This window comes from Cytophagaceae bacterium (assembly GCA_016722655.1).
Taxonomy (GTDB): Bacteria; Bacteroidota; Bacteroidia; order Cytophagales; family Spirosomataceae; genus Leadbetterella.
This window is the reverse complement of sequence record JADKIR010000004.1, coordinates 1,249,380-1,265,912: the sequence shown is the minus strand read 5'-3', so window position 1 is coordinate 1,265,912 and position 16,533 is coordinate 1,249,380. Positions and strand designations below refer to the sequence as shown.

Here is a 16,533-nt window from a genome sequence, read left to right as displayed (position 1 = left end):
AGAAAAAATTACTTTGAGTTTTCTTCTAAATAAGTAATCGCCTGACCTACAGTTTGAATATTCTCAGCTTGATCATCAGGAATAGAAACATTGAATTCTTTTTCGAATTCCATGATTAGTTCTACTGTATCAAGTGAATCGGCTCCAAGGTCGTTTGTGAATGAGGCTTCGGTAGTAACTTCAGATTCGTCAACTCCAAGTTTCTCTACGATGATTTTCTTTACTTTTGATGCTATTTCAGACATTTTAAAAATGTATTTTGGTGAAAAACAGTGCAAAGAAAGATATTTTAAATGAAACCAACAAAATGATTTAAGTTTTTTTGAATGATATATTGTTTGGATATTTGTAAAAAAAATCAAAAAAAGAATCTTTATGAAATTAGAAATAAAGAATTTGGCACAAAATGACAGCAATAATTTTTTCCTAATGGCCGGTCCATGTGCAATAGAAAGCAGAGATATGGCTATGAGAATTGCTGAAAAAGTAAAGGTAATATGCGAAAAATTGGAGATACCGTACATATTTAAAGGGAGTTTTAGAAAAGCAAACAGAACCAAAGCCGATAGCTTTACGGGTATTGGAGACGAAATAGCATTAAAGATTTTAGCAGAAGTAGGAGAGACTTTTCAGATTCCAACTGTTACAGATATTCATGAAACTCACGAAGCTGCTTTGGCTGCCGATTTTGTTGATATTTTGCAAATTCCTGCATTTCTTTGTCGCCAGACCGACTTACTTGAAGCCGCAGCTAGGACGGGGAGAGTAATAAATATCAAAAAAGGACAGTTTCTTTCTGGAGCATCCATGAAGTTTGCGATTGAAAAAATAAAAGCCGTCAACCCTAATGCTCAGGGAGTTTTGACTGACAGAGGAAATAGCTTTGGTTATTCTGATTTAGTGGTTGATTATCGCAATCTGGTTGAAATGAAGGCTTTTGGAGCCCCTGTCGTAATGGACTGCACCCATTCTTTGCAAAAACCTAATCAGACCTCAGGTGTGACAGGAGGAGATCCCAGAATGATAAGTACCATAGCCAAAGCAGCTATTGCTGTGGGTGCCGACGGCCTGTTTATTGAAACCCATCCGGAGCCACAAAATGCTAAGTCTGACGGTGCCAATATGTTACATCTTGATAATCTGGAAAAATTATTGACTGATTTGGTTAGAATCAGACAAGCAGTGATTTAATCAATTTAGTCTCGGATCAATGGGGTAATTTGCCATAACTTTAAAATTGCCTCCCATATCCCTAAGCACTTCTCTCCAGAAAGTAACCGACTTGTTTTCAAATATTTTTTCAGAAGAAATTTCTGTCACCATCCAGGCTTTTTCATCGATTTCTGACTCAAGTTGACCTGGTCCCCAGCCGGAATAACCCAAAAAGAATTTAATGGAATCAGGCTTTAAAATTCCTGTATTGAGCAGGCTTTTGGCAGTATCAAAATCTCCCGACCAGTATAAATTGTCAGAAATATTAATGGCCTCATCAATCAGTGAACCTGAAGAATGTACAAAATGGAGGGTATTTTGTTCGACCGGCCCACCAATCCCCAGTGGAAAATCGGCATAGATTTCATCAATGACATCCGCAAGTTTTTGCTTAATGGGTTGATTCAAAACCAAGCCAAAAGACCCTGCATCATTGTGTTCACATATCAGCACTACTGCACGCTCAAAGTTTGGGTCACCCAAAAATGGCTCTGCAATAAGTATTTTTCCGGTCAGGTCTTTCATCTTGTGTAATTTTTAGGCTCAAATAAATGATTTTTTGTGAATGTACTATTGAAATATTTATTTTTTTCAGAAATAATTCAGAAAAAAAAATCTGATAATTACAGAGCCCGGGCAACGAACAGGTTTATTTTTCTCGTTTGTAATTTTAAACCAAATACTATTTCTATCTGAAAAACGCTACCTCATTAAAATTTACAATGAAAATGAAAAGAGAAGATGCAATTAGCAGAAAGGAGTTTTTGATGAAACTGGGATTTAGTGGCACAGCTCTGATAGCTGTACTTACAGCCTGCTCCACAGAGGACTCAACAGTAGTACCCAGTACATCAGGTAGCTTTTCAATCAATCTTTCTGAATCGGCATATTCCGCCCTTGGGACTGTTGGCGGATATGTAAAAATCAATAATGTTATAATTGCCCGGATATCATCAGGTAGCACCTCATCAGACTATGCTGCCATTGCCCGCATATGTCCACACGAGAAAAAGGACAAAATGATTTATGAAAAATCGACCGGTGAGTTCAGATGTACTGACCACAACTGGTATTTCAAGACTTCAGGAAAAGGTGACGGAAACGCCAGTACCACAGGCTTTACAGTAAACATTAGTGGCACAACAATGACAATTTCCTGAGATTGAACCCGCTATCAAAAAGTATTAAAGTTCTTTTCTTTTCAAAAGCTCAACTGCATGGTTTGCTGCACGGGCAGTAAGTGCCATGTAAGTGAGCGAAGGGTTCTGAGTGCTGGTTGAGGTCATGCAGGCTCCATCGGTCACAAAGACATTCTTGCAATCGTGTAATTGATTCCATTCGTTAAGCAGAGAATTTTTAGGGTCTTTGCCCATCCTTACACCACCCATTTCGTGGATATCTGAGCCGGGATTAGCTCCGGTATCCACTGCTGAGATATTTTTGAAACCCGCAAGTGTAAACATTTCGGTGATTTGCTGTTTGAAATCCTCCGTCATTTTATCGTCATTTTCATTCCAACGGGCCGAGAGAATTATTTTTGGAATGCCATATTTGTCTTTTTGGTCAGTTGAAAGTCTTATGTGATTTTTTTCAACCGGTACCGATTCTCCCTGCATCCAGGCACTGATTTGCCAATCACCCAATTTTGGAAATAGAATAGAAGCTTTTAAACCTTCGCCCAATAAACTGTGATCAGCGTTGGCCGACCTTCCACCCCCGATTCCTATAGAATAACCCCTTAAAAAGTCGGTTTCTTGTTTCTGTACGTTTCTGAACCGAGGCATATAGGCAGAACCCGGGTTTTTTCCGTCAGTTTTTTTGTCTTTTAAAGCATCAAATGATGCATTGGCTTTACCGCGATAATTGTGGCTTGACAGGTATTTTCCAAGCAATCCTGAATCATTTCCAAGGCCGTTTGGAAAACGATTAGAAACAGAGTTTAGCAAAATGGCATTGGAGTTGATAGTAGAGGCATTTACAAAGATAATTTTTGCAAAATAGTCTATCATTTCACCTGTATTGGCATCGATAATTCTCACCCCGGTGGCTTTTTCTTTTTTATCATCAAAAATAATAGAATGAGCAACTGAGAATGGCCTGAGCGTAAGGTTGCCTGATTTTTCAGCCCAGGGCAGGGTAGAGGAATTACTGCTGAAATACGCTCCATAAGGGCATCCTCTTACACAAAGATTTCGGTTTTGACACTTGGTTCTGCCTTGTTCATTGTGGATTGGTTTGGGATCGGTGATATGAGCACATCTTGATTGAATTACCTGACGGTCTTTATAATTTTTGGCTACTGCCGATTGCAGATGAGATTCAATACAACTCAGCTCAAAAGCCGGAAGAAACTCTCCATCTGGCAGGTGCGGCAGGCCGTCTCGATTTCCTGAAATACCTGTAAATTTTTCCACATAACTATACCAGGGAGCGAGGTCTTTATACCTGATGGGCCAGTCAACAGCAAATCCGTCACGAGCCGGACCCTCAAAGTCAAAATCGGACCATCTTTGAGTTTGTCTCGCCCATAGCAGAGATTTTCCTCCTACATGGTATCCACGTGTCCAGGTGTAGGGATGTTCCTGAATAAATGGTTGCTCATCGGGCTTAATGGCCCAGTGGAGGGTTTCCTCCCTCATAAATGACCTGATGTCGCCATATTGTTTTCTGGTTTCGAGAGGGACTTGTCCTCTGTGTTCAAAATCCCATGGGTGCATCATGGCAGTAGGGTAATCTGCAACGTGTTTTACATCGCGTCCTCTTTCCAGCACCAGGGTTTTCAGGCCTTTTTCACAAAGTTCTTTTGCCGCCCAACCTCCACTGATCCCCGAGCCTATCACTATGGCGTCAAAAGTGTTCTTTTTATTGCTTTTTATATTGAAATTCATCTTGGAATCGGGTTAAATCAAATAGTTACACATCCGTAAAAATGGCCAGGTGCCATTTCATAATTGAGAAATTGGGTCATTACCTGCTCAGAAGTGCTGTAACCCTGGATGCACAGGCTTTTGATTAGTATCATGGAATCCCGAAAGGATTTTTCGGGCGATTTTTGCCAGGTTTCAATTAATCCAATTTTTTCTGATGTGGTTTTTTTGTCAAAATCTTGTTTGCTGACCTCATTAAGAAATTCCTCCACACTTTTTCTGACTTCTGAAGAATAACAATCGGCCAACATTTTTTCTATAAACTTGTCGATTTCCAAATCCTTTGCTCCGGGTATTTCACCTCCGGGAATTATGGTATCAACCAGTAAAACAAGGGAATTTGAATTCTCCTTTGAGAGAAAAAAGTTCTTTATTTCCAGATGATCTGAACGCCACGAAGAGGCCCAGGATGGTAATTGAGAGAATGTAAGGATTGAAATCCCAAAGTTTTTCAGGGCATTCCTTCTTTTCATATTTTTTTAGGTTGAATAAAAAATGAAATTAGGAATTTTTCGAAAAAAACTCCTAATTCATCTTAAAATTATTTCTTTTTCAACCTTTTCTGATCCAGTTTTTCATGGTGAGGTAATCCAGAAAGTAGATAACCTTGAGTGATATGTTGTTGTTCTGGTCGCCGTTAAGTGTGTTTCTTAGGTTTTTGCCATAAGTAAGGTCAGAAATAGAGTCCTGAGCAAAAGCGGCATCTTTCCATACAAAATTTAGGAAACTACCCGGTGCGAATTGCCAGGTGTACACCATGTCAATATTGAAGAAGTTTACGTTTCGATTGTAATTTTCACTCAAACTATGGTGTAGGGCGAGTTCGCCATCCGATTTTAAATTATAAAACTGTCGGTTATTAACACGGCTGTTGTAGTGACGTGTTCTGAAAGTCATTCCCATTTTGTTGGTAAAATTGTATTTCAGGAACAGAATATTTTCAAATGTTTTCACATCTCTGAGAGCAAAAAGCGATTGTCCGTCAAGATTGGTTGCAAAACCAACACCGTTGAATCTTGGTTGATAAGACAAGTTGTGACTTACAGAGAATTTTGGGTTAAAACGATAAGTCTGGTTTACACTTGCATCTAAGGCAGTCTGGTTATAAAAATTGAAATATTTTCTCAGGAAAATCTCAGATGATAAATAATATTTTTTGGCCGAATTACCTTCTGTAAAGATTCCAACAAGTGCACTACTGCCTCTTTCAAAATATTTTCCTTCAATTCTTGGCTCATAAAAGTCATGTTGTTTTGGCATAAAGTCATTCACAAGCCCCAGCCAGAAAAGCTTTTTGGTTTGAGTCACTATGCTGGTCTGAATCCTGGAGTTTTGATAGGTGCTTTCGATGGCTCCGATTGGCGAAAATAAAGTGCTCAAAGACAGATTCATGTTATAATGCAGCCGGTTGTAAAATTTCTTGGGTTTAGTATAGCGATAACCCACATATACCCCATGATCAATAAAGTTATTATTGGTAAAATATCCAAGGTCATTATTTGAAAACTTAGTATCAGTGAGCTCCTGATTGTATTGAAACAAAAACCTTCCGCTCGATTTTCCTATACCAAATGAGTGTCCGTAACCAAGTTTGTTCTCGTCAATATATTTGAGCTTGCTTACTCCTGATTTTCCGGTAATAAAATAGGTGTTCTTTTTGTCAAATATACTAAACATGGCCACGCTCAGATTAGCATCATAGGCCGAACCGGCACGGGTCACATTTGAATTAAAAAACGTAACACTGGAGTTGTTTTTAAGGTTTTGATCCAAAACCACAATACTGTAATTGGTAGCAGGGTCGGTTTCTACCTGTCTGATTTCTCCTGTTTCAGTATTTCTTATTTCGGCGTGCTGGGCATGTGTTATTGCATTTAGAATCCCAATTCCCAGCCCCCCTTGGGTACGTCCCGATATCTTTGAAGCATTAATCAGTTTTGATTCAGAAGGATTATTTATGACCTCTTCATTATTTTTCAACTCATCATAAACTTTACCTGCATATATTGGTGAGCCACCAATTCTACGGGAATAAAAAAGGTCACCTTTGTTAAAAAGTTCGGTACCTTCGGTAAAGAAATTACGGTATTCGTTGAATTTAACTTCGAACGGGGTAAGATTCAGCACACGATTATCGCTTTGTACTTGTCCAAAATCCGGAATTAATGTAGCATCAAGGGTAAATGACTGACTTATACCCAACTTTAAATCAAGTCCACCTGAATACTGGTTTGTCCAGCTTTTGATTTTTGGGTCAGAGCTGGGGAAGTGGTTTTGATACACCGAAAAATAAGGAAATAATTGCAAACGTAGCGGCGGTTTTATGTCGGTGATTCCCGTCCAAAAGCCTTCCTGAGTAAGGAAACCATTTACGTTTATATCGATGGGGTTCCAGGTATATTGTTGCTCAGTTTTTCTTTTTCTACGGGTAATATTTATACCCCAGTCCTGTATTTTGTCTTTACTAAATCTAATGGCCGAATACGGCAGGAAAATCTCAAATGTCCAGCCTTTGTTATGAAGGATAACTTTACTTTTCCACACGGCATTCCACGAAAAGTCCTCCCCGCCGTTATTGGAATTTTGGGCGGAAGTCATTTTAGCATCCCACTGTTCGCCAAGTGGAGTTACGAAATATTCAAAACCGTTAAGCTTGTCTTTATAGGTATCAAAAATAATCCCGATGTAGTCGTTGGTGCCGAAACCATCCCGGCCGGTGAGCTCTCGTGACACGCTGTCTACGTTTCTCTCATGGCAGATCCCCCCAAAATAAATGCCCTCATCGTCGTACATTAAATAGGCTTCGGTGTGGTTTCCAAATTCTTCTTTCCGGCCCATAACTGGTCTGAACTCTACCATTTCATCAAATCTGGCGGCATCTTTCCAGGCTAATTCGTCAATTTTCCCGTCGATCGTAACTTTCTGGGAAGTTTTTCGTCCAGGAATGTTTTTAGGGCTGGTCTGTGCATAAGCAGACGAAGCCATCAGGAGGGCAATTAATAATTTTTTCAATGATTTATAAAGTAATAGCTATACAAAAGTATTCTAGCGAAAATTCTCTTCCAATTAAAAAATGTTAAACGGTCGCTTCGCTTGATTTTTAGAGATAGATGTAAATAAAAATGGGAAGGTTGCAGAATTTTCGAAAAGATTTTAACCGCCGATTGTAGTCATGCTTTCATGTACAGTGGTGGTACGATGGATTTCCGCTTCAAATCCATCCTTTGCACGGTGTTGAAATGCGTTCAAAATTTTGTTGGAAATAAGTTCATCCTCGGCATTATTGCGAAGTAAATCCCTGAGATTAAGTGCGGCATCGGCATATAGGCAGGTTTTGAGATCGCCAATGGGCGTGATACGCATGCGGTTACAAGTACCACAAAATGTACGGCTATAGGCGGCGATTATCCCGATATTACCCTTATAGCCCGGTATCGAATAGTTATATGAGGTAGAGAATGGTTCGTCTTGAATTTTGGTTATATATGGGTGACGGCTTTTTATTATTTCAAGAATTTTTTGAAAAGAAAGAAAATATTCTGGCTTTGCTCCTTCACCATTAAACGGCATCTCTTCAATAAACCTAACATCAACTGCTTGATTTCTGGAGAGTTCAATCAACGAGAAAATATCTTCTTCATTTTTGCCGGCCATCATTACCGAGTTGATTTTTAGCGGAATGTTATGCTCCAGGATAGCCTCGTAAGTTTTCAACACATTGGGTAGCTCGTCACGCCGGGTCATTTCGAAAAATCGCTTGCGATCGAGGGAATCGAGGCTCAGATTGATGGCTGAAATGCCCATTCGTTTAAGTTCAGGCACATGTGGGGCGGTCAATACGCCGTTGGTGGTGAGGTTGATTTTTTCGATTCCCGGGATTTCAGAAAGTTTCCAAAGGAATGCCATCAAATCTTTTCTTACAAAAGGCTCCCCACCCGTGATCCTTACCTTGCTAATGCCCATTTTGGCCAGAATGCTCACCAGCCTGATCATCTCTTCATAGCTGAGCAGGTGGTTTTTGGGCAAAAAATCGATGCCATCGTGTGGCATACAGTAAAAACAACGCAGGTTGCACCGGTCAGTCACTGCCAATCGGAGATAATTTATGGGGCGGCCGTGGTTGTCGGTGAGCAAAATAGATATTAATTATTTTATCGAAACAGTAATTTGACTTAAAAGATTGCCAAAAATAGAAAAGGGAGCTTAACATTTTGGATTAGTACGGAATATATTTCCAGTTAGTAATTAGATTTATTAGTCAATCCTTAATTTTTTATATCCAAAAAATCCTTGTTAAAGTTGTCTAAGAATTTTTCTACAAAAACATCTCTTCCGCCTTCAAAATAGCCTCCGGCTTCCCCACATCCAGCACCATATCGTTGCTGTGGTCATAGGCCATGATTTTGTTTTCGGCACAGAGGTCAAGATAGAGATCTATCATGCTGAATTTGCCTGTAAAGTTTATTTTGTCAAAAATGCTGCTGGAAATCACATGTATGCCACTGAAGGCCATGGGAGTGGGCGAGGCATTGCCCAGCTTTTCTTTTGCGGGCAGTTTTATTTCTTCGGTTTTTATGTTTTTCCAGCCTACCAGTTCATGGTTTGGGTTAAATAGCAGATAGCGGCTGGTCTCTCTTTTTGCCACTGCCAGAGTAGCGAGTGCATGATTTTTCTGGTGCTGGTTTATCAATAAGTTCAGGTCGAGGTTTGTCAGGATGTCGCAATTCATGAGTACGAAATTCTCACTTCCTGCCAGCAAGTCTCTGGCTTTCAAAAGTCCTCCACCGGTTTCCAATACCATATCCGTTTCGTCACTGATGCTGATATTGCTCCCCCAGCCTTTGTGGGTTTCTATGGCTTCAATGATTTGGTCGGCAAAATGGTGTACGTTTACCACCACATCCGTAATGCCAAACTTTTGAAGATATTCAACGTTGCGTTGTAGCAGAGATTTTCCATTGACCACCGCGAGTGCTTTGGGTTGGTGGTCGGTCCACGGTTTCAGACGCGTTCCGAGACCTGCTGCCAATATAAATCCTGCAATATTTTCTGCCATAAACTGATTTTTTTACCTTAAAGTATTTACAATGTGGTATTTTCCGACCATTTAGAATGTTATTAATAAAAATTTCTTACCAACTTTCTTACCTACTAACTTACCAACTTCATATTCAATACTTAACCTCCTTAATCCCCTGCTCCACATGCTCCAGCTCCACTTTTACTTTGTATTTGTTGCGGAGGTGGCGGGCAGTTTGCTCGGCGGCATATACGCTGCGGTGCTGGCCACCGGTGCAGCCAAAGTTTATGGCGAGGCTGTCAAACCCGCGTGCCATATAGTCTTCCACCGAAATGTCCACGATATTGTAGATGTTATTCATAAAATCAGGCATTTTGGTCTGTTGCTCCAGAAAATCTATCACTTCTTTGTCTCTGCCGGTCAGTGTTTTGTAGGGTTCATACCTTCCTGGATTCAAAATCCCTCTGCAATCAAATGCAAAACCGCCACCATTTCCGGTTTCGTCTTTGGGAATGCCACTTTTCTTATAACTAAAACTCTTGATTTTCACCACCAAAGGGGTGTTTTCATCTGCTTTTTTTGGTTCGAATCTGTGTATGACTTCGTCGGAAGTAATTTGTGAGAGGATGTCGTCCAAGGTAGGAACAATGAGGCCCACTTTACGGTTACTCAAAAACCATTTCAAATTTCTCAAGGCCAGAGGAATGCTCGTCAGGAAATGTGCTTTTCGCTCAAACAAACCCCTGAAACCATAAGCTCCAAGTACCTGCAGCATCCTGATGACCACATAGCCGTTATATTGACTTATAAAGACCTCTTTTTGGACAGGAGTGGGCAAAAGGTCATCGATTACCGAAATGTAATATTCCAGGAGTTCATTTTTCCAGTTTTCGGGCAGGTCGGCCTTGGCTTGCCAGAGCAGGGAGGCAACGTCATACTGCAATGCCCCTTTCATACCTCCCTGATAGTCGATAAAACTTACTTTCCCGTCATTCACGATTATGTTGCGGCTCTGGAAGTCGCGGAACATAAACATCTTGTATTCGGTGCGGGTCAGATAGGTGGCAAGAGCATCAAAATCATCGAGCAATTGCTGTTTGTCGTACGGGATTTTGAGTGTATCGACAAAATAATATTTAAAATACAGCAGGTCGCTCAAAATGGCCTGCTTTCCAAACTCCTTGGCGGTGAGGGCACGTTCAAAATCCAGGTCTTTGGCACCCAGAATCTGCATTCTGGCAATCTCTTTCAGGCTTTTTTTGTACAAATCGAAAACTTCATCACATAAGCCTTTGGCTTCCAGATTATTGAGTAGCGACGCTTTGCCCAGGTCTTCCAGAATATATATTTTCCGGTCGGTGTCAATGGCCAGGACTTCGGGTAAAGGCACGTCAATGGCTCTGAAATGATTGGTATAGTAGAAGAAAACCTCATTTTCTTTGATGTTTTCGTTGTAACAGCCGATGTAAGAGTTTTTGGAAGTATAAAAACGGAAATATCGTCTGTCACCTCCACTCAGAGGGATGATTTCGGTACTGGTGATGGTTTCATTGATGGCAGAATCAAAAAAATCCTGAACGACTTTTAAAAGGGGTTTCATATTGAGACATTAAGATGCAAAGATAAATAAGTCGGAGGATTTGAATGGAAAAATGGGGGTTTTATTGAAAATTGAATTCTGATAGACAAAAAATTTACCTTAAAATAAGTTTTTATTTGATATAATATTTCATTCTAATTTTATGTTTTATTTTTATAAAAATTGCTAATCCAAATGATCAGAAAAATTATCTACATCAATCTTTTCTTTGTATTCCTTAATCTGCTTTTTGCTTGTTGTAAATGTGATGAAGAGCCCGTTGGGAATATTGAAATCAATAGAGCAAAAATCGAAGAAATTGTACCGCAAAAAGCCTCAATAAAGGGGATTGCTTTCCGCTTGAAAATGGAAGATAGCACCGCAAAAGTATATTTTTCGCCCAACGCGGTTACACTTTATCCAGCTGCCAATGCCATGACCCGCTGTGATTGTATTTCAAGGAAAATTTTAAAAGAAAAAATCGAAAGTATTAAAATATTTACAGTGAAAAACTTATCAGAAGATTTTCCTCAAAAATCTGATGTTACTGAGCTTTTTGTTAGCGATAAATTGGAACAAGTATTCGGCACCAATGTACTCAAAACCTCTCTTTCAGAAAGTATCCAATATTTTAATAACCTCGGATATATCAATGATAATTATATACCGTTTTTCAACTTATATCTCACACTAAAGGAGCCTGTGCTTCCTGCACAATTTTGGGTTGAAATATCGCTGATTGGAGGAAAGAAATTTATAGTTTTAAGTCCGGAATTTAAATAATTATGAAAAATACAGCTTTTACAATAATATTGATATTCAGCACATTATATTCTTTTTCCCAAAAAGAAATAAAAGCAGGGAACAGCGTGGAGCTAATGTTTGGAAACAGAAAATTTGTGACCAGGAACACCGGGATTCGAATAACCGGGGCCGATTTTTTTAGTTATATCCCCGTAAAAACTAATTCATATCAATACTTGGGTATAGGTGTAAGAAAAGAAATTAATGATAAAAACTTCGTTTCAATCCTTGGAACAACCCATGATGACATCATTCCTATAAATTTTGAGATTGCTTTCGGAAGATTTTTGACAAAAAACATTGGTTTGGAAGTTGGAGCAAGTGTTTTCAATATTCCTTCAAAAAGGGGCTATCCTTTTGATTTTGAAAATGAATTTTCAGAATTTAAAACTCTGGAGTTGATCTGGAGTTCTGACGACATGGTTTACATAAAAAACATCACCGGCTTTATCAGTCCTTTTTACAGATTTCGCTACAAATTGATAATGCTTAATCTTTCTTTGAAAGCCGGAGTTGGAGGATTGCTAAAAAATTCTATAACTTATGGAGGACAAAGCACAAAGAGTTTTGAAGTTATAAATGTTGACTATTCGGCCAAACTATCTCCATTTCCATTTGTTCAACCCGCATTTCAAATAGCATTTTTCCCTTTTCATGCTCAAAACTCCGGATTAGGCTTTCAGTTAAAAGGAAATTTTTTACCTTCAAAGAGACAATATAATTATGACCGGAGAATTGATATCTGGACTGATCAAAACCCGGGTTTCGAATCATTTTCCGGTTCCAAACACCGAATTAACCGGTCAGAAATTGAGTTTGGTTTGATCTGGTCAAAATAAAATCCTTAGTTTCTTCTGATTCAGGTTGGAATTGAATAATTTTATCAAAATTCTTATTTCAACCTCAATTTATCATGAAAAAAACAGCTCTATTTTTATTGCTATTATTGTCTTTTTCGGGAACAAACCTTTTTGCCCAAAAGAAATTATATACTTTTCCGCTAGGTGTACAGGCTTATACATTTCGTAATCATTTCCCCAAAGGCACCGAACACACCCTCGATATCATCCAGAATATGGGCTTTACTGAGCTGGAAGGCGGCCCACAAAAAGGTCAAACGCCCGAAGAATTTAAGAAAATGTGCAATGATCGCGGTATCAGCATCCCATCGACAGGTTGCGGTTTTGAAGAGTTGCGTGACAACCCACAGGCAGTGGCCGACAAAGCCAAAGCATTGGGAGCCAAATATGTAATGTGTGCCTGGATACCTCACAAAGGCAACGATTTCACACTGGAAGACACCAAAAATGCCGTGGAGGTATTTAACAAAGGTGGCAAAGTGCTGGCTGACAATGGCCTCATTTTCTGCTATCATGACCATGGCTACGAGTTTAGGCCTCACGAAAAAGGCACATACATGGATTACATCATCCAAAACACCGACCCCAAATACGTTTCGTTTGAAATGGACGTACTCTGGACCATCCATGGTGGAGGAGCAGCCAACCCGCAGGAATTGTTAAAACGCTACGGCAACCGCTGGAAACTGATGCACGTTAAAGACCTCAGAAAAGGAGTTGTCGGAGATAAATCTGGCCACGAACCTGCTGAAAACGATGTGGTTTTGGGTACAGGACAAGCAGACTGGAAGAAAATATTTAAACTTTCTAAAAAAATAGGAATACAGCACTATTTCATCGAAGACGAAAGCAATAAGGAACTTGAAAATGTGCCCAAAAGCATTGAGTATTTGAAGAGTTTGTAAAGCAAATTTTTGCTTGAAAAATTATTTCAATTGATTTGATTGTCTTTTGGTAACGTGACAATCATTACAATTTTTTAAAATTCCAGTATCTAAGTTTGTATCAAAATTTAGAAAAAGAATGAACAGAATTGTAATAATAGGCGGGTTATCTGCCGGTCCATCGGCTGCAGCCAAAGCCAGAAGAGAAGACGAATTTGCCGAAATATTGATGTTTGAGAAAACCGCAGATATCTCCTACGCTACCTGCGGTATTCCTTATGCCCTTTCAAAACATATCAAAACCCGCGAAAAACTGCTGGTAACGGATGTGGAATTGCTCAGGAAAAGATTTAAGATTGACGTTCACCTCAACGAAGAAGTGACCGACATTGATGTAGAAAATCAGAAAGTAATAACCCCGCAAGGTGAATATCCTTACACAAAGCTTGTTTTTGCCACCGGAGCGAAATCTTTTGTACCTCCTATCGAGAACCTTAACGATGCCGACAACTGGTCAACATGCCGTAGCCTTGGTGATTATGACCATATTATGCAGCATGCACTATCCGATGAAGCCGAACATATCACAGTGATGGGTGCCGGACTAATTGGTGTGGAAGTGGCCGAAAACCTTTCATTAGCGGGTAAAAAAGTTACGATAATCGAAGGTGGAGCTACTGTTTTGCCGATGTGGACCCCAAAATTCTCGGCAATGGCCCAAAACGTGCTGGAAGACAAGGGAATTCACGTTATCAAAAACACTTTTGTAAAAAAAGTAAATGTAGAAAACGGAAAAGTTAAAAGCATAGACCTTGGCAATGGTACATATCTGAATACTGATTATGTAATTATGTCGGTTGGAATCAAACCTAACACCGATTTATTAATTACTAAGGGAGCCAAAGCTATACCCAACGGAGCTTTAGTGGTAAATGAACATTTTGAGACTTCTTTGCCTAATATTTATGCTGCCGGTGACAATGCTTCAATTTTGAATCTACAAACACATCAACATGATTATTTGCCTTTAGGGACTCACTCCAATAAGGGTGGCCGTGCTGCAGGATTTAATGCAGTAGGAGGCAATGAAACTTTAAGTGGTGGATATAAAACCGCTATCGTACAGCTTTTTGATCATACTATGGGTCGTACAGGATTGGGACCAAGAGATTTGGAAAAAAGCGGAACAGCCTACAGAAAGTCTTTAATTGTTGCCAATAGCACCCCAAGTTATTTTCCTAATCCGAAGGATATAATAGTAGAGACTTATTACGATGCCAATGACCTAACTCTTCTGGGAGCAGAAGTATTTGGGCAGGTGGGAGTTGATAAAAGAGTGGATGTATTGAGTACAGCGATTTTTGCGAAATTAAAAGTTACAGACCTTCCGCAGCTTGATTTGGCTTATGCACCACCTTACTCTCCTGCAAAGGATGCGGTGGTAGTAAATGGATACACAGCCACTAATGCAATAAACCATGGTTGTTCACCTATTTCTGTTGAAGAACTGCATGATATGATTTCCAATGGGGTAGATATGGAGATTCTGGATATAAGAAATCCAGGCGAGAGAGCTAATGGAAAGTTTATTGAAGGTTCGGTTAATATTCCTTTAGATGAATTGAGGGAAAATCTGGAAAAAGTGGAAAGAAACAAACCAGTGATAGTTCATTGTGCCAGAGGTTTGAGAGGATATATTGCTGCAAAAATACTTTCACAGCATGGTTTTACCAATATCAAAAATCTGGCGGGCGGATATAAAGTATGGGGCGAATACGAACGACAGTATCCGATACAATACAATATCGAAAGCGAAATGATTTAAATAAGGGCGATTATACTTCAAAACATAAAACCTTCCTGAATTTCGGGAGGGTTTTTTTATTTCGATTTGTAAACTTTTCCGTCTTTCATTACAAAAGTTACATTCATAAGCGAAAGTACATTTTTCTGAGGGTCTTCATCAATTGCAATGATATCGGCCAGTTTTCCGGCTTCAATGGCTCCCAGTTCGTTCTCCATGCCTAACACTTTGGCGTTGGTTATAGTGGCAGCATTCAGAGCTTCCATAATTGGCATTCCGGCTTCTGTCATGTATAAAAACTCCTTGGCATTATACCCATGAGGAAATACCCCGGCATCGGTACCGAAACAAATTTTCACACCGGCTTTGTAAGCTCTCGCAAAAGCATCCTGAATCATTGCACCGGTTTCAATGGCTTTTTTCACTACAAATGGATGATAATATCCGGGTATTTTTGCTGAATCGGCAACAGTTTTCCCGGCAATAATCGTTGGTACCAGATAAGCTCCTTTTTCTTTGAATAAAGCAATACATTCGTCGTCCAAAAAAGATCCATGTTCAATAGTTATTACGCCTGCCCTGATTGCTCTTTTTATCCCCTCGGCACCATGAGCATGTGCTGCTACACCGAAGCTGTAATCTTTGGCCGTTGCCATAAGGGCATTGAGTTCATCATCCTGAAACTGTGGGCCTTTTCCGTTTTTGGCAATACTCAGCACTCCTCCGGTTGCAGTTATTTTAATCCAGTCGGCTCCGTCCTGATACCTTTGTCTGATTGCCTGGCGAGCCTCGTCAGCAGAGTTTATAACCCCATCCATTCGGTTTTCATTGGAAAGCATATAATTGGGGCCAATTCCATTTGATGGGTCACCGTGGCCTCCGGTGGTAGCAATGGTTTTCCCTGAAGTAAATACTCTTGGACCAACAACCGAACCCCGATTGATAGCCCCCCGAAGAGATATGTTTACGCCGCTTCCACCCAAATCACGAACGGTAGTAAAACCAGCCATCAAAGTGATATTGGCATATTTTTGGGCTTCAAAAGCCACATCGGCTTCAGAATATTGAATTCTTTTCTGAAACTGATCTTTGGCGGTTTGGCTTTCCAGATGCACATGCATATCAATGAGACCGGGTAGAACAAATTTCTTTTTCAGATCAACGACCACATCTGTGGAAGAGCCTTTCTGAAAGCCACTTTTGACTTCTACTATTTTGTTTCCTTCAACTACCACAGTCATTTCTTTCAGCACTTTTTGTGACCGTGTGTCAATCAGATTTCCACATTGGATGTATGTTTTCTGGGCAAATACACTGCTACAGGCCAGGCTCAGGATAAGGAGAGTTTTTTTCATTTTTGGTTAGTGTTAATGATAGAATTTTACGAAAATAAGAAAATTAAGGGCTTAATAAGGGAATGTCTAATTTAGAAAGCGGAAAATA

The 16,533-nt window shown here is 39.7% G+C and carries 15 protein-coding genes; 6 read left to right on the top strand and 9 right to left on the bottom strand.

The features are described 5' to 3' along the window. Window positions 1–8 precede the first annotated feature (8 nt). The gene (locus IPP61_06050; protein ID MBL0324728.1) at window positions 9–245 is read right to left on the bottom strand and encodes an acyl carrier protein; all 237 of its coding nucleotides are present in this window, start codon (window positions 243–245) and stop codon (window positions 9–11) included. 130 nt (window positions 246–375) lie between these two features. Between IPP61_06050 and kdsA the strand changes: the two genes are divergently transcribed. Further along, window positions 376–1,191 carry a 3-deoxy-8-phosphooctulonate synthase gene (kdsA, locus tag IPP61_06045; protein MBL0324727.1) on the top strand — a complete coding sequence of 272 codons (816 nt, stop codon included), beginning with the start codon at window positions 376–378 and terminating at the stop codon, window positions 1,189–1,191. On the opposite strand, the gene IPP61_06040 is transcribed toward kdsA, so the two are convergent. Then, on the bottom strand, window positions 1,192–1,737 hold the full coding sequence (locus tag IPP61_06040) for a YqgE/AlgH family protein (protein ID MBL0324726.1): 546 nt from the start codon (window positions 1,735–1,737) through the stop codon (window positions 1,192–1,194). A gap of 203 nt (window positions 1,738–1,940) precedes the next feature. Here IPP61_06040 and IPP61_06035 point away from each other — a divergent pair, with 203 nt between their 5' ends. Further along, entirely contained in the window at window positions 1,941–2,372 is a 432-nt protein-coding gene (locus IPP61_06035) for a hypothetical protein (GenBank protein MBL0324725.1), read from the top strand. Between the two features lie 24 nt (window positions 2,373–2,396). On the opposite strand, the gene IPP61_06030 is transcribed toward IPP61_06035, so the two are convergent. From IPP61_06030 to IPP61_06005, 6 genes are all read right to left on the bottom strand, one after another. Then, window positions 2,397–4,100 carry a GMC family oxidoreductase gene (locus tag IPP61_06030; protein ID MBL0324724.1) on the bottom strand — a complete coding sequence of 568 codons (1,704 nt, stop codon included), beginning with the start codon at window positions 4,098–4,100 and terminating at the stop codon, window positions 2,397–2,399. 17 nt (window positions 4,101–4,117) lie between these two features. Further along, window positions 4,118–4,612: a gluconate 2-dehydrogenase subunit 3 family protein gene (locus tag IPP61_06025; protein MBL0324723.1), complete on the bottom strand. Its 495-nt coding sequence runs from the start codon at window positions 4,610–4,612 to the stop codon at window positions 4,118–4,120. A 79-nt stretch (window positions 4,613–4,691) separates the two neighbouring features. Continuing rightward, entirely contained in the window at window positions 4,692–7,151 is a 2,460-nt protein-coding gene (locus IPP61_06020; protein ID MBL0324722.1) for a carbohydrate binding family 9 domain-containing protein, read from the bottom strand. 141 nt (window positions 7,152–7,292) lie between these two features. After that, window positions 7,293–8,273, bottom strand: coding sequence for a GTP 3',8-cyclase MoaA (moaA, locus tag IPP61_06015; protein ID MBL0324721.1), 981 nt, complete (start codon window positions 8,271–8,273; stop codon window positions 7,293–7,295). 181 nt (window positions 8,274–8,454) lie between these two features. Next, window positions 8,455–9,183: a nucleotidyltransferase family protein gene (locus IPP61_06010; GenBank protein MBL0324720.1), complete on the bottom strand. Its 729-nt coding sequence runs from the start codon at window positions 9,181–9,183 to the stop codon at window positions 8,455–8,457. Between the two features lie 127 nt (window positions 9,184–9,310). Next, window positions 9,311–10,759 carry a phosphotransferase gene (locus IPP61_06005; GenBank protein MBL0324719.1) on the bottom strand — a complete coding sequence of 483 codons (1,449 nt, stop codon included), beginning with the start codon at window positions 10,757–10,759 and terminating at the stop codon, window positions 9,311–9,313. A gap of 174 nt (window positions 10,760–10,933) precedes the next feature. Between IPP61_06005 and IPP61_06000 the strand changes: the two genes are divergently transcribed. From IPP61_06000 to IPP61_05985, 4 genes are all read left to right on the top strand, one after another. Further along, window positions 10,934–11,521 carry a hypothetical protein gene (locus IPP61_06000; GenBank protein ID MBL0324718.1) on the top strand — a complete coding sequence of 196 codons (588 nt, stop codon included), beginning with the start codon at window positions 10,934–10,936 and terminating at the stop codon, window positions 11,519–11,521. Between the two features lie 2 nt (window positions 11,522–11,523). Then, window positions 11,524–12,381, top strand: a complete 858-nt coding sequence (locus tag IPP61_05995) for a hypothetical protein (protein ID MBL0324717.1) — start codon at window positions 11,524–11,526, stop codon at window positions 12,379–12,381. A 74-nt stretch (window positions 12,382–12,455) separates the two neighbouring features. Continuing rightward, window positions 12,456–13,307, top strand: coding sequence for a sugar phosphate isomerase/epimerase (locus IPP61_05990; GenBank protein ID MBL0324716.1), 852 nt, complete (start codon window positions 12,456–12,458; stop codon window positions 13,305–13,307). Between the two features lie 118 nt (window positions 13,308–13,425). After that, a complete protein-coding gene (locus IPP61_05985) occupies window positions 13,426–15,111 on the top strand; it encodes an FAD-dependent oxidoreductase (GenBank protein ID MBL0324715.1) in 1,686 nt (561 codons plus the stop codon). A gap of 56 nt (window positions 15,112–15,167) precedes the next feature. On the opposite strand, the gene IPP61_05980 is transcribed toward IPP61_05985, so the two are convergent. Beyond that, a complete protein-coding gene (locus tag IPP61_05980; GenBank protein MBL0324714.1) occupies window positions 15,168–16,445 on the bottom strand; it encodes an amidohydrolase family protein in 1,278 nt (425 codons plus the stop codon). Between the last annotated feature and the right edge of the window lie 88 nt (window positions 16,446–16,533).